The sequence below is a fragment of the Pontibacterium granulatum genome, from assembly GCF_029961155.1.
Classification (GTDB): domain Bacteria; phylum Pseudomonadota; class Gammaproteobacteria; order Pseudomonadales; family Balneatricaceae; genus Pontibacterium; species Pontibacterium granulatum.
The window spans coordinates 310,881-332,858 of sequence record NZ_JASBRH010000002.1; the positions used below are offsets into that span (position 1 = coordinate 310,881).

At 46.8% G+C, this 21,978-nt stretch carries 14 protein-coding genes; all 14 read left to right on the plus strand.

Annotated features, from left to right (window positions below; translation table 11 throughout):
• Window positions 1-31 precede the first annotated feature (31 nt).
• The 14 genes from QKW35_RS03290 to QKW35_RS03355 all read left to right on the plus strand — a co-directional run bounded on the left by QKW35_RS03290 (window position 32) and on the right by QKW35_RS03355 (window position 21,701).
• Window positions 32-3,478 carry a DEAD/DEAH box helicase family protein gene (locus tag QKW35_RS03290; protein ID WP_282350737.1) on the plus strand — a complete coding sequence of 1,149 codons (3,447 nt, stop codon included), beginning with the start codon at window positions 32-34 and terminating at the stop codon, window positions 3,476-3,478.
• A gap of 32 nt (window positions 3,479-3,510) precedes the next feature.
• The gene (locus QKW35_RS03295; RefSeq protein WP_282350738.1) at window positions 3,511-5,052 is read left to right on the plus strand and encodes a type I restriction-modification system subunit M; all 1,542 of its coding nucleotides are present in this window, start codon (window positions 3,511-3,513) and stop codon (window positions 5,050-5,052) included.
• On the plus strand, window positions 5,052-6,248 hold the full coding sequence (locus QKW35_RS03300; RefSeq protein WP_282350739.1) for a restriction endonuclease subunit S: 1,197 nt from the start codon (window positions 5,052-5,054) through the stop codon (window positions 6,246-6,248). Before QKW35_RS03295 ends, QKW35_RS03300 begins: the two co-directional genes overlap by 1 nt.
• 203 nt (window positions 6,249-6,451) lie before the next feature.
• Window positions 6,452-8,179: a DUF3696 domain-containing protein gene (locus QKW35_RS03305; RefSeq protein ID WP_282350740.1), complete on the plus strand. Its 1,728-nt coding sequence runs from the start codon at window positions 6,452-6,454 to the stop codon at window positions 8,177-8,179.
• Entirely contained in the window at window positions 8,176-9,087 is a 912-nt protein-coding gene (locus QKW35_RS03310; protein ID WP_282350741.1) for a hypothetical protein, read from the plus strand. Before QKW35_RS03305 ends, QKW35_RS03310 begins: the two co-directional genes overlap by 4 nt.
• Window positions 9,088-9,322: 235 nt before the next feature.
• On the plus strand, window positions 9,323-10,675 hold the full coding sequence (locus tag QKW35_RS03315) for a phospholipase D-like domain-containing protein (protein ID WP_282350742.1): 1,353 nt from the start codon (window positions 9,323-9,325) through the stop codon (window positions 10,673-10,675).
• A 48-nt stretch (window positions 10,676-10,723) separates the two neighbouring features.
• Window positions 10,724-11,791 (plus strand): PDDEXK family nuclease, encoded by a 1,068-nt coding sequence (locus QKW35_RS03320; protein WP_282350743.1) that lies wholly within the window; start codon window positions 10,724-10,726, stop codon window positions 11,789-11,791.
• A 218-nt stretch (window positions 11,792-12,009) separates the two neighbouring features.
• Window positions 12,010-13,281 carry a DUF2130 domain-containing protein gene (locus QKW35_RS03325; protein WP_282350744.1) on the plus strand — a complete coding sequence of 424 codons (1,272 nt, stop codon included), beginning with the start codon at window positions 12,010-12,012 and terminating at the stop codon, window positions 13,279-13,281.
• 105 nt (window positions 13,282-13,386) lie between these two features.
• Window positions 13,387-14,907: an AAA family ATPase gene (locus tag QKW35_RS03330; RefSeq protein WP_282350745.1), complete on the plus strand. Its 1,521-nt coding sequence runs from the start codon at window positions 13,387-13,389 to the stop codon at window positions 14,905-14,907.
• A gap of 37 nt (window positions 14,908-14,944) precedes the next feature.
• Entirely contained in the window at window positions 14,945-16,456 is a 1,512-nt protein-coding gene (locus QKW35_RS03335) for a VWA domain-containing protein (protein WP_282350746.1), read from the plus strand.
• 30 nt (window positions 16,457-16,486) lie between these two features.
• Window positions 16,487-17,017 (plus strand): HEPN domain-containing protein, encoded by a 531-nt coding sequence (locus QKW35_RS03340; RefSeq protein ID WP_282350747.1) that lies wholly within the window; start codon window positions 16,487-16,489, stop codon window positions 17,015-17,017.
• Window positions 17,018-17,264: 247 nt separating this feature from the next.
• Window positions 17,265-19,679, plus strand: coding sequence for a dynamin family protein (locus QKW35_RS03345; protein ID WP_282350748.1), 2,415 nt, complete (start codon window positions 17,265-17,267; stop codon window positions 19,677-19,679).
• A complete protein-coding gene (locus QKW35_RS03350; RefSeq protein ID WP_282350749.1) occupies window positions 19,676-20,572 on the plus strand; it encodes a diguanylate cyclase regulator RdcB family protein in 897 nt (298 codons plus the stop codon). The genes QKW35_RS03345 and QKW35_RS03350 overlap by 4 nt, the downstream gene beginning before the upstream one ends.
• Window positions 20,553-21,701 (plus strand): patatin-like phospholipase family protein, encoded by a 1,149-nt coding sequence (locus QKW35_RS03355; protein WP_282350750.1) that lies wholly within the window; start codon window positions 20,553-20,555, stop codon window positions 21,699-21,701. The genes QKW35_RS03350 and QKW35_RS03355 overlap by 20 nt, the downstream gene beginning before the upstream one ends.
• Window positions 21,702-21,978 lie beyond the last annotated feature (277 nt).

The window sequence follows — 21,978 nt, forward strand, 5'->3', positions numbered from 1 at the left end:
AAGTACAGGAAGTAACTAAAGGCTACATGACATGAAGTCCATGAATTTTGAACACCTCCGAAACAATTGGCCAGCACTCGCAGACTTAGGAGCATATGCCGAAACCTATGCCTGCACTGATCCACAAAGCGCCCTAGTTAAGCTGCGTTGCTTCGTCGAGAAGCTGGTGGGCGAGATCTACAAAGATCTAAAGCTCCCAATTCAGCCAAACTCCACTTTCATGGATCGCTTGAACAACAACGGCTTTACCTCTGTTGTTCCTCGCGTCATTCTCGACAAGCTGCATGCGGTTCGTATCCATGGGAACAAAGCTGCCCATGAAGGTGATGTTTCTGTATCGACTGCAGTGTGGCTGGTTGAGGAAGCTTACTACCTTGGGTGCTGGTTATTTGTAGCGCAAGGAGAAGGTAGTCGGGAAACCTGCCCTGATTATCAGGCTCCGAAGCTTGATTCATCAGGAGGTGCAAAGGCCGAGTTCAAGAAAAAGAACAAAGCGCTCCAGGAGAAATTAGCCAGCCAATCGGCTCAGCTGGAAGTTGCGCTTAAAGAGCTGGAGGACGCCAAACATTCTGCACTTGAGGCGCAGCAGCAAGCTGCAAAGCTAAAAGTACAGATTGATGAAGCCAAAGCTCAGAGGTTTAGTGAGGGCAGCAAGAAAGCGACTCAAACTCTCAACTTTAACGAAGCGGAGACACGTCGTCGCCTAATCGACAGTGAATTGCGTTTGGCGGGTTGGGATATCGCGGCGGATGGTAGCGATACCGAACAAGTCACGCTAGAGCACGAAGTCGATGGCCAGCCTACGAAGTCTGGTATCGGATATTGCGATTATGTTCTCTGGGATGATAACGGCAAACCGTTGGCGGTGGTTGAAGCTAAGCGTGCACGTGAAAATCCAGAGAAGGGGCGGCAACAGGCCAAGCTATATGCTGATGCGCTGGAGAAGAAACATCAGCAGCGACCAGTGATCTTCTACACCAACGGATACGATATCTGGCTCTGGGATGATGTGCTGGATACTGTACCGCGCAAGTTGTACGGCTATTACAGCAAAGACAGTCTGCAGTACCTAATTGGCCAGCGTCAGCTTCGTAAAGAACTCAACAGCACAACTATCGATACTAATATTGCCGGTCGTCTCTACCAGATGGAGTCGATCACCCGCGTCAGTGAGCGCTTCAGCGACGGTCATCGTAAGGCGCTGATTGTTCAGGCGACGGGTACCGGTAAAACACGAGTCTCTATCGCCTTGACCAAGCGCCTGCTGGATGCGGGGTGGGCTAAGCGCGTACTTTTCTTGTGCGACCGTAAAGAGCTGCGTAAGCAAGCAAAAAATGCCTACAGCGAATTTGTTAAAGAGCCTCTTTACGTAGTGGGGCGTAGTAAAAAGGAAGATCAGCATAACGCACGTATCTATATTGCGACCTATCCGGGAATGATGGGGATCTATGAGCAGTTTGATGTGGGTTACTTTGATCTGATCATTGCTGATGAATCTCATCGTTCGGTCTACAACGTCTTTGGTGATCTGTTTAAGTACTTCGATGCTCGCCAGGTGGGCTTGACCGCAACTCCGGTTGAGATGGTGAGTCGATCTACCTGTAAGCTGTTTGGTTGTGACTACAAAATGCCAACGGCCAACTACCCGTTAGAGCAGGCTGTGGAAGAAGGCAACCTGGTGCCCTTTAAGGTTGTAACCCACACCACTCAATTCCTGCGTGAAGGTATCAAAGGTCATACTCTGTCTGATGAACAAATCGCAGAGTTAGAAGATCAAGGCTTTGATCCGAACGAGATGGATTTCGATGTACCGGACGTGGATAAAGCGGTATTTAACAAAGATACCAATCGCGCCATCCTGCGTAACTTGATGGAGCGGGGGCTGCGCGATGTGGATGGGCAGTTACCAGGTAAGAGTATTGTCTTTGCGCGTAGTATTCAGCATGCCGAACTATTAGCTGAGCTGTTTGGCGAAATGTATCCCCAGCATGGCGGAAACTTCTGTCGAGTGATTCACTCCAAATACGAGCGCGCCGAAGAGCTGATTGACGACTTTAAGAAAACCGATGGCTCAGCGGATCAAATAACCATCGCCGTATCTGTAGATATGTTGGATACCGGGATTGATGTACCGGAAGTGGTTAACCTAGTTTTTGCCAAGCCGGTTAAATCCAAGGTTAAATTTTGGCAGATGGTGGGGCGCGGTACCCGTCTATGTGAGCATCTCTATGGCACAGGAAATCATAAAACCCACTTCCTAATCTTCGACCATTGGGCCAACTTCGATTACTTCGAAATGGACCCTCCAGAAGATGATGGTCGCACGGGTAAATCACTCTGTGAAAAGCTATTTGAGACGCGGATTGAGTTGGCAGAAACTGCGCTTCAAAAGGCTGAAATGGAGCTGTTCAAGCAAGTCATCGCGCTGGTCAGGGAGGACATTGACGCACTGGATGATCGTTGTATTGCCGTGCGTGATAAGTGGCAACTGAAAGCACAGCTGTCTGATGCGAAACAGCTTGATCAGTTTGCGCCGGATACACGGCACTTGTTGCGTGCTGAAATGGCACCGCTGATGCAGTGGCGTGATATTCGGGGAGAAGCGGAAGCGCTTCGTTGGGATCAACAGATAACCGAGCTGCAGCAGATCCTGCTGACAAAGCCTTCTCAAATGGATGTGGCTAAATTAGCGGTGTTGACCAAGGTTGCTCAGCTCTCTATGCATCTGAATCCGGTACGGGCCAAAGCAGGGGATATCAAAGAGATTCAGCAGGATGCTTTCTGGCAAAGCCTTACCTTTGATGCACTTGAGCAGAAACGTATGGCACTGCGTGGCATTATCCACTTACGGGATAAAGGGTCTCTGCCACCTGCAGAACCATTGCCGGTGATCGATATAAAGGAGGATCAGGGTGGATATCATATCGCCGAGCGTCCGACGACTATTGTCACAGTGGATTACCAGATCTTTCGGCAGGAAGTAGAACAGACCTTGGCTCCACTGTTTGATACTGATCCTGTCTTGCAGAAGATACGCAATGGAGAACCGGTATCTGATGCTGAGTTGCAACAGTTGAACGCACTGGTCCACGTACAGAATCCTAACTTGGATCTGGATACGCTCACGGAGTTTTTCCCTGAGTCAGGTGCAAGCCTTGATCAGATGCTGCGCACCTTGATTGGAATGGATGCAAAAGCGGTTGAGTCTGCCTTTACCGAGTTTGTACAATCGCACCACATCAACTTGAACGCTCAGCAGCAGCGTTTTATTGCACTGCTAAAAAACCACCTCTGTAAGTACGGCACAATCAACGTTGCCCAGCTTTACGACCCCCCATTTACCGCCGTTCACCACGATGGCCTGGATGGCATTTTCAACCGTGAAGAGCAGGCAGATGCGCTGGTGGCCCTCGTAAAACAGTTTGGTGTTGAGTTAGGGCAGCGTCGGGAATCAACCACGCGTACCATTGACCGTTAATCGCAGAATAGAGCACGTATTGAGAACATTGAATGATTACAGGCGAATTGAAAAGCAAGATCGATAAACTTTGGGAAGAGTTCTGGACGGGAGGTATCACCAATCCGTTGACCGTTATTGAACAGATCACCTTCCTGATGTACGCCCGTATGCTGGACATGAATGAGCGTCGCGACGAAAAGCGTGCTGAGCGTACAGGTAAAACCTTCAATCGCCGCTTTACACCACCTGAGCAGCATCTGCGTTGGGAAGCGTTCCATCACCTGCCTGCAGAGCAGATGTTTGAGCTAATGAGGGATGAAGTGTTTCCGCACTTTAAGGACCTCGCGGGTGAAGGCACGTTGTTCGCTGAGTTTATGAAAGACGCTCAGTTGATGATCCAGAAACCAAGTCTGTTGGTGAAAGCGGTCAATATGGTAAATGAGCTGCCTCTAGAGAAAAGCGATACCAAGGGTGATCTCTACGAATACCTGCTCTCTAAGCTTACTACGGCAGGTATCAATGGACAGTTCCGGACGCCGCGCCATGTGATCCGTGCGATGGTGGAAATGCTAGAGCCGGAGGCGAAACACCGTATTGCTGATCCTGCTTGCGGTACAGCAGGCTTCCTCTCCGTCTGCTATGAGTACCTGTTGGAGAAATACAGCTCGCCCGAGGGAGTGGTTACAGAGATGGTAACCAATGAAAAAGGCGAACAGGTAGAGAACAAAATCTTCACCGGCGACCTGCTATATGACCACCGTAAGCATGTGGATACCGATATGTTCCACGGTTTCGACTTTGATGCCACCATGCTGCGTATCGCCGCAATGAACTTGGTGATGCATGGCGTGGCTGAGCCGGATATTCACTATCAGGACACTCTCAGCCAACGTTTCTCAGAGCGTTTCCCTAAGGCCGCAGACGAAGGTTTTGACCTGATCCTTGCCAATCCTCCGTTCAAAGGCAGTTTGGATGAAGAGGACGTAGATCCAGCGCTGTTGCGGGTGGTTAAAACTAAAAAGACCGAACTGCTTTTTGTAGCACTGATTATGCGTATGCTGCGTGTGGGTGGGCGTAGCGCCACCATCGTACCGGATGGCGTTTTGTTTGGCTCCTCTAAGGCCCACCAGCAACTGCGTAAGCATCTCGTGGATGATAACCAGTTGGAAGCTGTGATCAGTCTGCCAAGTGGTGTGTTTAAGCCCTATGCGGGTGTTTCAACCGCCATTCTAATCTTTACCAAAGGTGGTGAGACCGACCATGTTTGGTTTTACGATGTAAAGAATGATGGTTTCTCGCTGGATGATAGACGTCAACCACTGGATGAGAACGATCTGCCTGATTTGGTAGCGAAGTTTAAAACGCGGGACAAAACGACAGCTGAAACAGATGCCAACGACCGCACTACCAAAGCGTTCTGGGTTGGTCACGATGAGATCGTGAACAACAAATATGACCTGTCGCTGAACCGTTACAAGGAGCAGAAGTATGAGGCTGAGAAGTACGACTCTCCCAAGGAGATACTGGCACGGTTGATGTCTCTGGAGGCAGAGATTCAGCGGGATCTAGATGAGTTAGAGGGGATGCTGTAATGGGTTACATCCCCACACCTATCGCTAACTGCGTAACGAAGGTTTCTAAATGGAATCCGAGACAAGAAGCTGATGCAAAGGCGTTTCCATATGTGGATCTGAGTTCGGTAAACAAAGAGACCAAAAGTATCTCATTGGAAGATGTTCCGATTGTTGCTCCGGCTGAAGCGCCAAGTCGTGCCAGACAGCTCATTGCTGCAGGAGATGTGTTGGTATCCACGGTGCGCCCTAACTTGAATGGTGTCGCATTGGTTTGTGACCAGTTCGATGGGGCGACCGCTTCAACGGGATATTGTGTACTTCGGCCTAACCCAAACAAGCTGGACAGTAAGTATTTATTTTATTGGGTTCAGATGCCGAACTTTGTTGAATTGATGATGAAGCAAGCTACTGGTGCAAGCTATCCTGCTGTTTCTGATCGTGTGGTGAAAGGATCTGAAATCCCCCTCCCTCCCCTAACCGAGCAACAGCGTATCGCAGTCATCCTCGACAAGGCCGACGCGCTGCGCCGCAAACGTCAGCGAGCCATCGATCTCGCCGACCAGTTCCTTCGCAGCGTGTTTCTGGAGATGTTCGGCGATCCGGTCACCAATCCGAAGGAGTGGGAGGAGCGTACGCTTTCAGATATCGCTCTGGTTCGTTCTGGTGTGACAAAAGGCCGGAAGCTGGAGGGCAAGAAAACTGTGTCTGTACCATACATGCGAGTTGCCAATGTCCAGGATGGCCATATCAAACTAGATGACGTCCAAGAAATTGAAGTGCTCGAGACAGATGTAGAGCGCTATGCTCTCAATCCAGGAGACTTACTATTAACCGAGGGTGGTGACCCCGATAAGTTGGGTCGTGGGGCTGTTTGGCACGGTGAAGTAATGCCCTGCATACACCAGAACCATATCTTCTGTGTGCGTGCCGATGCAGAGACTGTACACCCTGAATTCTTAAGTGCACAAATCGGCTCCCAGAGAGGGAAGCGCTATTTCCTAAAGGTCGGCAAGCAGACAACGGGCATAGCAACAATTAACAAAACCGTACTGAGCGCTTACCCAGCAATCGTTCCACCAATGGATCAGCAGCTTAAATACGTTGCCCTCGTAGAGAAAGTTAGATCCAGTTTATCGAGAGTTAGCGCTAGCGACACTGAGATAAAATCGTTATTTCATTCGATGTCGCAGCAAGCCTTCAGTGGAAAACTATGAAGCATATGCCAGCCGCTACGCAACCATAAAGAACCTCCCAATAACACGGACGTTGCCATGGCGAAATCTCAATACTTCAACTTGCTTGCTTGCTTGCTTGCCTGTGCTGTCAGCCGACCGGCAGGTGTGCTACAGCGCCTTGCAGGCAGGTCTCCCTTTATATTTTTCAACGAAGCCGCTTTTAAGAGTTAATGGACCTCACTATGCGAATCACATCTTTGGAGTTAACGAATTTCCGGTCATTTCGATCTACACAAAAGATCGACTTCGCTCCGGTAACGCTGTTGTTCGGGCCGAATAGCGTTGGTAAAAGTACTGTGCTGATGGCGTTGTTTTATGTCCAACAGATATTGGAAAAAGGCCACTGTGACCCGGTTCGATTGGATGCTGAAGGGGAAAAGCATATTGGTGGATTTAAGAATCTTGTCAACGGTCGCGACCTCAGCAAGCAGATTGTTCTCAAGATAACTTGCGATAAGAGAGGCACAATTGGTTCGAGCTACAATCAAGTCGCGGAATTAATTGATGAAGAGCTGGGACTTACGGTCGACACTCCGGCGGCAGACGCGGATAAGATTGCGATCGAACTTCACATCGGTACATCCAAAAGGACCAATGCTGCTTATGTGGCGTGCTATAGGGTATGGTTTGACGATCAGCTGATCGCCGAACTGACCAGCGATGATGGCCTTAAACAGCCCGTCATTAGCTACTTGAACTACCGCCATCAGGCGTTGATATGTGACGAGGATGCGGACTATCAATCTGACTTCGATGATGGAGATTTCGTCAGTCGTTTTCAGGAGATCGTTAACGAACCGCGGATGGTTGAAGGGTACTCACCCGGTGTGGCCTATGACGAAAACATTGAAGTACTGACTCATGTCCCGATCGGGTTTAAAGGTTTTGCTGGAGCATTACCGGTACTGCATAAAGCCTTGCACACATCCCTCTATTTCCATGACCGGATCATCTCGGCCAGGGTTCACGAAATTCTCTCGGATGTGGTTGTTGCACCGCTCGATAATCTATTGGAGCTGCTCAAAGACAGTTTGTGTATTGGTCCGCTTCGTGTGGTTCCTGACGCATTACATCAAACCAACCCCTACCCGCAGCAAAAAGACTGGTATTCAGGGGCTGCCGCCTGGGACGTTGTTGGGCGTACTGGGAACCAGGTTTTAGCCATAAACCAGTGGATGGGAGACGCCAATCGACTGAATTTAGGCTATTCAATTCGTAATAAATCGGTCATGAGTCGGGTAGTGTATACCGGAGGACGTGATGCATTAAGCGAGTTGGGGGCAGCGATTGAGCAGTTTGGTGATGAGCTCCAACTCACCATATCGAAAGAGGATCTTGCAGAAAACCCCCAGGCCGAGCAGGTTCCTGTGAGCATTGAGGATGTAAAAGCGGTTTTTCATAAAACTGAAAAATACGCTGAATCGAAAAATCTACCAAAGAATACTGAAGCTCATAACAAAGTCGTGTTATGGGATGAGATTAACAACATTGAAGTGTCTTCATCTGATATCGGTGTTGGTGTTTCTCAACTATTTCCTCTCATTGTTGCTGCGGTTGACCGCCAGAAAGGCATTGTTGCCTGCGAGCAGCCAGAACTACACGTTCACCCGCGAGTTCAGGTAGGTATCGGTGATTTGCTGACGCAGAATTCAGGCAAGAAAAACTTCTTGATCGAGACCCACAGTGAGCACCTGATTCTTCGTATTCTGAAGCGAATTCGCCAAACCACTGATAACGAGCTTCCTGAAGATGTCTGCCCGGTTCATCCTGGTGATGTATCTATCGTTTATATGGAGCCAACGCCCTATGGCACGAAAGCCAAGCGGATCGAAATCGATGAGGATGGTGAGTTCCGACAGCGTTGGCCAAAAGGGTTCTTTGCTGAACGTCGAGAGGAGTTAATGTCGTGATACATGAATACGCCCTCGATCCAGAGTTACTTAAAACATGGGCATCGAGTGATCGGGACTACAATGAATTCTTCCGAGAATATGGGTTGGGTACTCCACGCCTTGCAAGCTCCTTCCCAAAGCAAAAAGCGGCTAAATACCGTAATTTCTACTTGCGGGAGGGTCCTGCAGATGAGCAGTCTCTGCAAGCTCAGCGTTATATTGAAATGGTTAACCACCTCACCTGTGCGCTTGTTCATAGAGATGGCTTTGAATGTGCATCTTCTGAATGGTCTGAAAGCGTGATATCTGAGGACGCTAGAGAGCCATTCTATGCATTGCTAGCTTCGGCACCTCTGGAAAGCGATCGGTGCTTGACCCCCGCTACTATGTACTCACGGGAGAGTATTTGGAATCACCCTCGACAGCAGAACGTAGCTCGAACCTATGAAAGCTGCTCACCGGTGTTGCGAGATGTTCTGCGCCTTGCTAAGGACAGAATCGTTTTCGTTGACAGCTTTGGTTGGAATCAGAGAGCTATTGGGTTTATCGGGCGCTTAATTGGTGATGCCTTTCAGGGAAGAGTCCACAGTGCTATTCCCGAGATAGTTTTGTACTACAAGAAAAAAAGGAATGGGGGAACACCGTCTGCATCTCATGTTAAGGCAGAAATTGAACGACGAGTGGGTGGGTGTGCACAGGCTTTAATCCTTCGAGTGTATGAACTTGAGGAGATTGAAGGCGAAGATGTGTTCCACAACCGCTGTATACTGACAGAGCTCGGTGGAGTTAGTCTTGGGAACGGCGTTGATGTATCTGAGAGGCCTTCTCATACCGATGAACTCACGCTCTTAGAGAGAGAAGTTTACGAAAAGAAGTGGAAGCAGTTCGTTGAAGAGTTGTGTTTTGAAGTTGTTTCACAAGCCTAAAAATGTGATTAAAGCATTTTGGAAAAATGTTACCTAAATAGGAAAAAAGGGGAGCTATGTATGGGGTCTGGCAGACGTGAGACCTTTGGCCCAGCCCGTTTCTTATCTCCATGGAAGCAGGGTCAGTCCAATCTATGACTGAGAGCTGCTTATCAAACTGGTGAAGATTCATCTCTAGAAGTGGTGACGTAAACAATTAAGTACGCTTCTTGGGAGTAGGAGAAGGATTTTACATATGAAGTTTGTTGCTAATCGTATCAATCAGGTCCACCTTCGAGACTTATTACCGACTCTATCAGAGCAAGTACAAGTCGACAGCATATTGGCAGCCATAGCTTATGGCCGTAGCGCTGCGGATGAAACTAAAGATCTTGTGGGGCATGCTGTTGCAAATAAATTACGTTTGGATCTGTGGATGCGATATGACCATACAGTTCCGGTCGCGCTGCCTCTACTTGCTCGCTTATTAAGGCATCTTCCTGACAATATTTTCACTAAGTTTGTACCTGATTGTTTTCATGCGAAAGTGATTTGGTGGAGAGGCTACGGTGCATATATTGGGTCAGCAAATCACACAGATCGAGGGTGGCTAACAAACGTAGAAGCCGGAGTCTTTTTGGAGGAAGATGAATTAGTGGCGAGCGGAATGGATAATCAGTTGTTGGATTTTTTTGATTATCTTAGAGGACTGAATAACGCAATACCCATCTCAAAAGAGTATGTTTCTGAGATGGAGAGACTGAGCGAGCTTAATAAAGAGGCTCATGCTAAATCCAAAAAGGAAAGGGCGTACCCGATTTGGGAAGGGCCTGCTTATGTGAGCAAAAAAGATGCTTTTTCTAAGCGCAAGGAACGCTTTAGAGCTGAGTGGCAGGAAACGCTGGGAATTCTGCAAAGTATTCAACAGCAGTTGCCTGATTATAGGCCTCAATGGATAGATAGTAGTGTGCCTACTGCATGGCAAGTAGATCAGTTCTTACATGCCTATTACTACAATCAAGTAGGCGACAATGTACGCAAGCCTTACGAAGAGTATTACGAAAAAAACAAATCAAACCCTAAGATCGCGTTGCAAGAGCAGCTGACGTGGTGGAAAGGTTTGTCTGAAGCGCCAACTAGCGAACATGAAATGCTCTATGAACATGCTCCAGAAATTAAGCGTTTACTAGATAAAGGGAACGTTTTGGAGCTCACCGTTAAGGATTTAGAAAGGCTATTTGCTAAAACACATGCAACGAAAGATCATGTGATTAAGATTCCAATGGCGGTTTTAGGGCGTCCAGAAATTAAGAGTATGGATCGAGAGGGGCGTTTATCTTTGTTCGCTCAAATGATGGAAAATGTGCGCAACGAGCTAGGTTGGGATGTGAGACAACTACTCCATTATGTACTCTATGGTGGAGATGAAAGCAAAGTGTGGGAGCGCCTTTATCATGCTGGCCGTGATAGCAAATACAGCATTTCTCGATACGGACTTAACTCTATAGCTGAAGTGGTTGGTTGGGCAAGGCCAGAGGTTGCTCCGCCTAGAAATGGACGTACTAGTAAGGCTTTACGTGCTCTTGGTTTTGACGTCAACGTCTATTGATAGCTTCGTTAATTGGTAGCCACTTCATCACTATACAAAGGAACGCGAATGGCCGTCGAACACGGAATGTGGAAAATCGGCGAGCGCCCCAAGGCGCTCGCTCCTGCCAAGCTGGATACTGAAGAGCTGTTGGAAGAACAGATCTTTCAGGATGTCTCCATCCTAAACTGCAACTGGCTGCTGATTGGTCGCCAGGTCTATACCGATTTCGGAAAATACATCGATCTGTTAGCGATTGATGCCTTCGGCTCGGTAATCGTCATTGAACTGAAGAAACACAAAACCCCTCGGGATGTGGTGGCGCAGACCATTGATTACGCATCCTGGGTGGAAGCACTACCTACTGAACGAATCAGTCAGATCTACCACAAGTTCGCCATCAGCTATGGCTTGGAAATCACCAATTTTGATGATGCATTTCAGGTTAAGTTTGGTGTGAAGCCATCCGAAGATGAGGTGAACAGTTCACACCAAATGGTGATTGTTGCCGCTGAACTGGATGCAAGTACCGAACGGATTATCAATTATCTCAATAGTAAGGCCGGTATTGCGGTTAATGCGGTGTTCTTTACTGTATTCCAGGATGGTAAAAGTCAGTATCTCAGCCGTGCATGGATGATCGATCCGGTTGAAACCGAAGATAAAGCGGTCAGTGATAGCAGTAAAGGGGAGTGGAACGGTGAGTTCTATGCTTCCTTTGGTGTTGCTCATGACAGTCGCAGTTGGCAGGACGCTCAGCGCTGCGGATTTATCTCTGCGGGTGGTGGGCGCTGGTACAGCAAAACACTTTTCAAACTTGCTCCTGGTGATCGTGTTTGGGTGAACATTCCAAAGACAGGTTATGTAGGCGTTGCCAAAGTGGTTGGTACAGCGTTGGTCGCAGATGAGTTCATTCAGGACGATATGCAACTGGTGGGTAGCTATGGTACTGAGGCTGAGCATGGAGAGGATAACGCAGAGTACTTCGTACCCGTCGAGTGGCTTTATGCGGTGGCTGAGAACGAAGCGGTGAATGAAGTTGGTTTGTTCGGAAACCAGAACTCTGTTGCTCAACCGAAAACATCTAAGTGGGACTATACCGTTGAGCGGTTGAAAGAGGTTTGGGCTGTGAGCTGAACGCTCAGATTCTGATATCTGATTTGTCCAAAAATAACCCGGCGAAACTTAAGGGTGGCTAATATTTTTTCTATAAGGGAAAGTTCTTTACATTCTCTTTTGTAGGAGAAATTGTTTTCTGAAAATACTCTTTTAAAAACAAATATTTATAAGTGTAAGACGTTTGGCACGGTTACTGTATTACAAGGAGTGTAACCGAATAGTTAGGGAGCATGACCATGGCCGATAAAATTATCCTAGATCCGCAAGAACACATCACCTGCCCTCACTGCGAGCAGCAGTTTGCACTGCGCGATGCGCTCACCCATCAACTGATCGACCGCTACGAAGACGAATACGCAACAATGCTGGCGAAGGAGCGCGAAGCACTGGAACAGCGTATTGGTAAGGAGCAGGCACGCAAACAGACCCGAGAATTTGAAGCGAAGCTCGCCGAACTGAGAGGCCAGCTTGAAGACAGTCAGGTTCAGGCTTCCAGCGCAAAAAAACAGCTAGAGGCTGCGAAGCTTAAAGCTGCAGAGCAGGTACGTATCGAAGCTCAGCACGAAGCTAAGGCGCTACAGGATGAGCTCGCTGAAAAGGATAAGAAGCTGGCCGAGTTTCGTGAAGCAGAATTAACACTTCGTAAACAACAGAAGCAGTTGGAGGAGAAACAGGCCGACATGGCATTGGAGCTGGAGCGTAAGCTCTCAGCTGAAAAATCTACGATCGAAAACAAAGTTCGCGACAGTTTTGCGTTGCGTGAAGCTGAGTTGAAAAAGAAGATCGCTGATGCTCAGAAATCTAATGAAGAGTTGACTCGAAAACTGGAGCAGGGCTCTCAGCAGTTGCAGGGAGAAGTGCTAGAGCTAGAGATTGAGAGCATGCTTCGTCAGAGCTACCCCTTTGATGAAATTAAAGAGGTTAAAAAGGGCGCACGTGGCGCTGACGTGATCCAGAGTGTTCATCTGCGCTCTGGTACTGCCTGCGGGATGATCGTGTGGGAAACCAAACGCGCTGAAAACTGGTCCGGCAGTTGGGTTCCAAAACTCAAGGAAGATCAACAAGCGGTTGGCGCAGACATCGCCGTATTAGTCAGCACTGCCTTTCCCGCAGATATCAACGAGCCGATGTTGGTTCACGATGGAGTATGGCTGGTTAAGCCTGAACTGGCTAAAGGGCTTTCCGAAGCACTGCGTACCGTATTGATCGAAGCACAGCGGCAACGAACTGTTAGTGTTGGTAAGAACGAGCAGATGGAAGCTCTATTCGATTACATCTGCAGTAACCAATTTGCTCAACGTGTGCGATCAGTAGTTGAAGGGTATGAAGAGATGCATAGCGATCTCGATAAGGAGAAGAGGGCAATGCAGCGATTATGGAAGAAGCGTGAAGGCCAGATAGGTCGTATCAGTAACCAAATGATCAGCCTGTGTGGTGAGTTGCAGGGGATTTCTGCTAGTTCTCTCCCACATCTGGATAGTATCGCTGTTCTGGAATTCGAAGAGTAGATTTCTTCTTCAACTTTATAGGGACTCTCTCTAAGTTTATCGGATATCTGAGAGAGTCCGAATTTTAAGAAGTTATTCGAGTAAATGTTAAGGACGTTATCAAACATGGAAAACACGCTCGTAATTACTCCTGATCGGAAGTCTAAATTAAAGAAGCTGTTGTTGGAGATGCAGCAGGGGCTGTTGGAGCGAGAGACTCAAACCAAACTGATTTTGTTGGCGGCTCTGGCAGGTGAGCATGTGTTGCTTCTTGGGCCTCCCGGAACCGCCAAAAGTGAGTTGGCCAAGCGCCTGAAAAGCATCTTTGTTGAAGCGAATTACTTTGAGCGGTTGCTGACGCGCTTTTCCGTACCGGAAGAGTTGTTTGGTCCGCTATCGATACGTGCGTTGGAGGAGGATCGCTATAACCGCCTTACCAGTGGTTATCTTCCTGAGGCATCGGTGGCGTTTATTGATGAAATCTTTAAAGCCAACAGTGCCATCCTCAACAGCCTTTTGACTCTTTTGAATGAACGCCAATTTGATAACGGAAATCGACGGCACGAGGTGCCGTTGATCTCCGTTATTGCTGCTAGTAATGAGCTGCCCGAAGGGGAGGAGCTAACAGCTCTCTATGATCGCTTTATGTTGCGCAGCTTTGTGGAACCGGTTTCTGACAATGCGTTTAGATCACTGCTTTGCTTGGAAAGCGATGAATGTGATCCTGATTTAGCTACTCGTTTGAGAGTGGATGAGCTTAAGGAGGTACAAGCTCTTTCAGCGAAGGTGACACTGTCATCCAGTGTGTTGGTGTTGTGTGAAGCTTTTCGGAAATACCTGGTCCAAGAGAACATTTATGTATCGGACCGCCGTTGGCGAAAGATCATCAAGCTGTTGCAGGTTTCTGCATTTACCAACAACCAGACCGAGGTGTCTGTGTACGACGCTTGGCTTTTGCCGCACTGCCTGTGGGAAACGCCAGATCAGCTGGAAGGGCTGATTAAACTCTATAAGACCAATATTGCGATAGATGGTGATTTTCAGCCAACAAGGTTGACCAAGGTGCTATTGGCTTGGGAAGCGAAGCTAGAACTGGATAGAAATAATAAGCAGCACGTTCACAATGAAAAGGGCGACCCATTATTTGTTGGTAAGAAGGGAGAACCTATTCTCTCGAAGAGTAGCAAGAAGCAAAAGCTAGATGATGAAGGGAAGCCGTTGTTTGATGATGGATATGGTGAAGAGACATATAGCGAGAGAAGTTATGGGTCTTCGAATAAACCGCTATTGGTTGATACACCCAACCAGCCATTTTTGGCAACGATCTGCTATTCAGCCGCACATATAGAAAGTCGGGTTGAGCAAGTACAAAAACTACAACGAGAAATATCGACGTTTCATGATCTGTTATGTGATCAGCGCTCTTCAGCTGCAAGACTATTATCCGATCACATCTGGGCAGATGCTTCTATCTTGCCGGAGTTAAGTGAAAGTCTTCAAACCGCTATACAGCAGACTGAAAGGCTGCTTGAACGTACGGATAAATTGATTAATGGGTTCAACGAACTACCCCGTGAAAGCGAAGATCTAGAGTCTTTTGATGGTCCTCAGGAACCTGAAGTGATCGAAGGTGAACTCTGTGACTGAGACAAACAGTACGGAGTCGAGTCCGGGAGATCTGTTGGTGTTGTCGCGATTTGACGATGCTTACTCTCAGCTGGATCTCTTACCAGAAGCTCTGCTTCCAACAGTGGTGACTCATCCGCATGGAGAGTTTCAAAGCAGGGTAGAAGGTGTTCTTCAGCTTAGACACGCGTTATTGCTGGGAAAGCTGCCCACTGAGTCATTGCCTTGGCCAGCAGTGCCTATTCAGCAGCAGCTGAATAAAACGTTACGCCAGCTAGACCTACCAAGGTTTTGTCGCGAAAACGAAGAAGTTGTTGATGCCTTGTTGGCTGATGTTCTGTTGACGATAGAAGAGCTTCAGCCCTCATTTCTAAAGACAAAGTTGGTGCTTGCGCTGGAGTACCAAAAAGCGGAACTCAATCGTCTGAAGGAAGAGCTGTCTTCCCGGAAGCGTAAACGTCGTAAACAACCAAGCGTCAAAATACCCGCCGAGAAGCTCGCGGAGTTAGATGCTTTATCCGAAGTAAAAGGCTGGATCAGTTTCTTGTCCGCTGAAGGATTGAGGGTCCCTGATGTTTGGCACGAACGTTTAAGCATTTGGGGTGAACTAGAAGCTGTTTTTCGTGATCTGCAGTTGGTGACGAGTCTGGGCTTTGATTTGTCAAAGGGGCTTTTCCAAAGTCATGGCTGGCTCAATCTGGTGAAGCTAAGAGAAGTCCTCAAAACACTGCCTCAGCTGCAAGATGTTATTCGTACGATTGGGCGAATGAAAAGTGCCGATGGAGCCCTCATCGTCGAATCAATACTGCAGGCAATACGTGTAAGCCGAATGCGGGACCGAGAGATAAAAAGCCCCCTTATCCCCATGGAAACACGTGGTGTCACCCGTTCAGATTCTATAAGCCGGATGCTGCCCCAGGAAGCTGCGTACTTGGGGCACCCAGTCTTAAAGGGACTATGGCATGCGAGAAGAGCTGAACATGCGCTTTTGAGTTATGCGGTGGAAGGTACTGAACTCGAAGCCGTTGAAGAAGAACAAGAAGTGTTATCGGAAGTACAGCGAGTAGGAAAGAAGCGAAATGAAGAGCGCGGACCGATGATTATCTGCCTGGATACCTCCGGTTCTATGCGTGGCACACCAGAGAACGTTGCGAAAGCTCTCGTGCTTGAGTGCTTGAGTGTCTCCGCCCAAGAAAAACGAGGGTGTTATGTCTATCTGTTTGGTAGCCGAAATGAAGTCAAAGAGCTTGAACTAAGCCCTAACGAGCAAGGGCTCGAGCGCCTGATAAGTTTTCTTTCAATGTCATTCGGTGGCGGGACTGATGTAGAAGGTCCGTTGCAGATGGCGCTGGAAAAGTGCAAACAAAAGCAGTGGGAACGAGCGGATATATTGCTTGTAACCGATGGTGAGTTTGCCTGCCCAGACAACCTGGTTTCTAAAATTAAAAGACGTAAGAAAAGTCATGCACTTGCTGTGCATGGAGTGCTTATTGGTGAACATAGCCAGGTGATGGAGAGACTATGTGATCCACTTCATATGTTTTCTGACTGGCTGGAATTAGCTCCTTAATGGGAGCAAGAGAAAAAGGATATTTTGACAATGTCTGTAGCATACGAAAATTTCAAAATCTCAATTTTGGATTCTGAACGGATCTTAGAAGCGTATGACCTCCTAAATAAGGACAGAGCTGGTGGTCGTGAACCAGAGGAGCTTAAGCGAGCAGCGCTAATTATGACCCTGACCGCCTGGGAAACCTATGTTGAAGACCGCGTGAAAGAAGAGGTGGATTCTCGTTTGCGTGCCTTAGATGGGAGTCAGGTCGCCAACTATATTCGAAAGCAGCTGGAGAACGATCTGAAGTTTTTCCATAACCCTAACTCTAAGAAGACGAAGCATATCTTCGAAGACTTTGTTGGTCTGGACGTCACTGAGCACTGGAAATGGGACAACATGGATCAAGAGGCTGTACGTACTAAGTTGAATAAGTGGATCCAAAAAAGAGGAGATGCAGTTCACCGATCTGTCACGGATAAACAGTCAAGTCATTTAGTAAGCCGAGAAGACATGAAAAAATGTATAGGATTTTTTAAACGCTTAGTTGAAAATACAGATGCCTCATTGAAGGTCTGAGGATGGCTGTGTGGTAGAAAATATAGTAGCTGTACCTCGTAGTTAAAGCCTTCACTTAAAAATAAAAGACTAGCACTCAGGGTAGAGTGCTGTTGCAAGGATTGCGATCTTAAAATGGAAATAGCATGAAGCTGATAGCATTTAATATCTTGCCTCGTTGTAGCCTTTCCCAACTCGCCTTCCGTATCGACCACGTTTACGCCCTTTAATTTGGATATATGGGCGTTTCTATTCTAAGGACTTGAAGATGCACGATATCAATATTGACCTACTACGCGAAGAAGCATGTCGTTTAGTGAAAGTAGAAACAGATTTTCTGAAAGAAATGCTGGATACCCCTGATCTGCTTACGGATATGGAAGGTCAAAGCTTTACCCGTGAATCTGCGCATAAGCGTATTGAGATATTACAAGAAGAAGCTAATAAGTTAGAAAAGCTTGAGATGGTGCTTGCAGTTGTAGGTACGATGAAAGCGGGAAAATCTACTACTATTAATGCAATTGTTGGCGCAGAGGTTCTGCCAAGCCGCAACGAGCCAATGACAGCAATCCCGACCTTAATTCGGCATAAAGTTGATCAGAAGGAACCTATTCTTAGCTTTGAGCATACCCAGCCTGTAATTGAACTTGCGAAAAAGCTTGGTGATCTCATTGCTAAAATGACTTCAGAGCAATTGGAGATGCTTCATAAAGAGCTCCCAAATCCTGAAATTATTGACTCAGTTGTCGCCAGGTTGAAGCCAAAAACGAAATACTCAGGTTCAGAACAAATCTTTGTATTTCTTAAACAGCTTAATGACCTAGTGCGGTTGGCAAACGCACTGGAAATAGAATTTCCGTTCTCTGAGTATGAGAAGATATATCACCTTCCAGTGATTGAAGTGGAGTTTGTTCATCTTAGGGAAGTAGAAGCAGCAAAGGGACAGTTTGCGCTTCTAGATACGCCTGGACCTAATGAGGCGGGCCAGGAGCAGCTGAAAGCCATGTTGACGGAACAGCTTAGAAAGGCGTCGGGTGTGCTTGCTGTAATGGACTATACCCAATTGCGTTCAGATGCTGATCACCAGGTTAGGGAAGAGCTGCGCGCCATTGCAAGCGTTACTGGCGACCGTATGTTTGCACTGGTAAATAAATTTGATCAGAAAGATCGCAATGGATTGGATGAAAAAGGTGTGAAAGCACTTGTGGCAGATGGCTTGATGGAAGGCGAAATACTTCAAGATTCTGTCTTTCCCGTATCTGCAAATTGGGCATACCTAGCGAACCGTGCACGTCACGAGCTCTATCAGGCAGGAAATTTACCTGATGCTGATGAAAATGAGTGGGTAGCTGATTTTGGTGAAGAAGGGTTAGGTAAGCGTTGGCATCGTAAGATTAATGATCTAGATGAGGTTAACGAAGCAATCGAGGCATTATGGGAGGACTCGATGTTTGCTGAGCCCCTAGATCAAGTTATTCAAAAAGCACATGGTGATGCCGCATTTCTTGCTCTAGATTCTGCTGTAGCTAAATTACAAGATACTTTGCTGTCGATTAGTAATCTGGTTAATCTTCGTAGTACTGCATTAAGTAAAGATATTGATAGGCTTTTTGAACTGATTGGTGACCTAAAGGCTGATATAGATGAAGTTAATAGGCTTGAGAAAGAGGTAAAAAAGAAGTCGGACGGCCTATTTGAAGACCTTAAAGATAGTGTTGAAAGTATTTTTGATCGTTCGTATCACGATATGGAAAGGGATATTGAAGAGTACTTTAAAGAAGGTAAGTTAGAAGAAAAGAAAAGATATGAACTAGAAGCTGTCTCTAAAAAGGCTGGTTTAGGTGAAAGTCATAAAGGTATTTATGGCCATCTTCTTAGCGATTTTTTTTCACTTAATGCTAAGAAGAAAGAGAAAGGTCGTGACTTTAATTCTAACGCCTCAGAGATTAGGTTTGATACAAAAGAGGAAGAACGGTCGTTTATAGAAACTATCGAGGATCGGGCATGCTCTCTCTTTTCAAATATAAATGATGAAGTGTCTGAAAGGGTGCTTAGCTCTACTGAGTCATTTTCCTTGCTGTTTGAGCAAGAAGTGGTTTATCAGTCAAAAAACCTACTAGATCGTTTGAATAAAAAAATGGAAAAGGAAGGGTTTCAGCTAGATATCAATGTTCCTCAGGCCGGAGAGTTTTCTCGTCTTGAGTCTGAAGGGCTTAAGCTAGCAGGATTAGTTAAATCTAAGTCAGAGAAGAAAGTTTATAGAGTTAAGCAAAGAGGAGCTTGGGGTGGGGTTAAGCGATTCTTTGACTTCTTTGATAATGATTGGGGCTATGAAGAAAGGGAAAAAACCGTTAAATATAGGGTGATAAATCTAGATGCCCTGAAAAATGCTGTCACCCAAGGGTTAAATCAATCATTTTCTGCTCTAAGAAAGGAGGTGAATAAGCAAACCTCTGGCCTGAAAACCCAGCAGGAAGCTGCCTTTTCTGAGTTGAGGGAGGTTGTAGAAAGCTTGCGTTCTGACCTTCTCGCAAGTGAGAGAGACCATAGGCTGAATCAAGATAAACAAAAAGCTCTAATGGGCTTTTTGGAGCTGTTGGTAGTTAAAGTAGTTCCTGTAAAGGAAGACCTTGATGGCTTGGTTGGTGATCGTAAATCTCTTGCAAAGGAGGCTTCTGAATGAATACGGCTGTTTGTACAGAAGCTGGAATCAAGGAAGTTTGTGACTTATTACCCTGTTTGCAAGAAAAGTACATTGTTGACTTTGCCAACAGTATTGACGTGACAAAAGATCATTTACGAACACAGGATAACCGTTCTTCGTTCTTTTGTAGGGTTGGGGACCACCTAACTGGAGATAGCGCAAGGCGGCAGACGGAAATAAACGCAAGTCTAGTTGATGGTGTGGAAGGGGCATTGAAATGGTTAACTGAATTAACATCTTCAGTAGCCAAAAGTAACTACGCGTTATGCCAAGTTAGTGCTCGTATTGATGACGTTCAGAAGAATGTGGCGTTTCTCTCGGATCAAACCTATTTGTTGCATGACAAGCTGGAAGCTCTATCGCTCCATGTTGAGAGTAGAGTTAATGAGCTTCAGGCAGAGTTGAGTAGGGTGGACTTGGAGCAAAGCGCATCTCGGCAGCTCCAGCAACAATTTGATCGATGGAAGGCAGGTCATTTCAATCAGTTGCCTGTGTTGACGCGTTGCTATGTAGTAGCGGAGGAGCTCAGATGGGGGGCATTTGGTGATTGTGTTCGTGCAGCTAGTCAAGATCTGAAGAACTCTCTTAAGCAGCAATTGATGGATAAACTCACAGTTCAGTTGGCGGAGGACCTTAACGCTTCCCAGCATATGCGAGTTGCCTCAACAAAATGGATGGCTCCTTCAGAGGTGAGTCGTAATCTGGCTCTTGAAGAGGGTATTCAGTATCTAGGTGAATGGGCTGATTCTAGAGAACATCCTTTTGTGTGTTTTAGCTCCCAGCCGCTAAATACAGAACTAGTGTACATGCCACGAATTTTTTCATCTAAGCGGGCCAGCGGTGCCTTTGTTGATGAGCTATTTGGGAAGTGAAATTATGAGTATGGATAGCGTAGGTCTTGTACTTTCAGGTGGTGGAGCAAAAGGGGCATACCAAGTAGGCGTCGTTCGGGCTTTGGAGGAGTTGGGAGTAAAGGTAGATAAAATAGCCGGTGCTAGTATTGGTGCATTGAATGGCGCTGTTTTGGCGTGTTCGCCAGATTTAGCAGAGGGTTCTCGAAGACTGGAACAGTTGTGGAGAACGTTAGCTCAATCCTCACCATTACAAGTGAATGGTAAGGCCGTGCCTTATTATTTGGTGCTATTGGCAGGTTTCGGGCTAGAAGCAAGAGGACTTGTTGCGCTTCGAACGTTGCTCGGAAAGCTGGAGAGAGTGATTACTCTCGAATTCATTCCTGACTTTCTAAAAACTAGCTGGGAGCAGATGGACAAGCTCTCTCAAGGCTTAATGGATGATTCTCCTTTACGAGAACAACTGGCGCGTTTCTTTTCTTCAGAAAGCTTGATGAAGGGTTTGCCTTTATACGTATCTTTGTATCCGAGCGAAGGTGCTTTGCCAGACTTCCTTGCAAGTGTAGGTGCTGCGTTAGGCATCAAGGATACAGTTGAATCTGAATTCCTTCTTTTGCAGTCTCTTGAATCTGAATCAGAGCAACACGAAGCGCTCCTTGCTTCTGCAGCGATCCCTCTACTTTTTTCTCCACGCAGAGTAAATGGCTCGTTGTACTCCGATGGGGGGCAAGGCGGGTGGTCACGAGTGCAGGGAAATACGCCAATTCAGCCATTGTTGGATGCTGGATGTAAAACGATCATTGTCACCCATTTGAGTGATGGCTCTTTGTGGAGTAGGCAAAGATTCAGAGATGCCAATATTTTAGAAATTAGGCCTGAATCAGATATTTCTAAAGCTGGTTTTGGTGTCGATATGCTGGGGTTTGATGAAGGCACGTTGGATTCTTGGACAGAGCAAGGATATGAAGATACGAAGCGCTGTCTTGGTAGAGTGATAGATGCGCAAAACAGTCGATTCGAATTGGCAGAGTCAGAAAAATCTGTGGATGTATCACTTGATAATCTTAGCGATTCTAAACTAGAGATGGATCGATCAATTGAACGTCTTAAGGCGCGTACCAGGAAGTCAGAGTTGATTGATACCAAGTAGTTGGGTGGGCTTTCGACTTTACGTTTTGTAGCGTAGGTATTAGAAGGAAGTGTTAGAGGTAAAACATATGGAATTGAAAGCAACAGACTTGTGTTTTGAGAAGTTGAAGCTGCGTCAGCGTCGAGAGAGAGATTTATACCCTGAATCTTTAGGTTTAAGGGTTCATCGGGCGCTGAGTTGGTTATGTAAACCTCCCCTAATTAGTTACACGCATAATTAGAGTTTTCCAGCGGGTCATGTTTGGCCAGATATTCCCAGGGGGTGAGGTCACCCAATG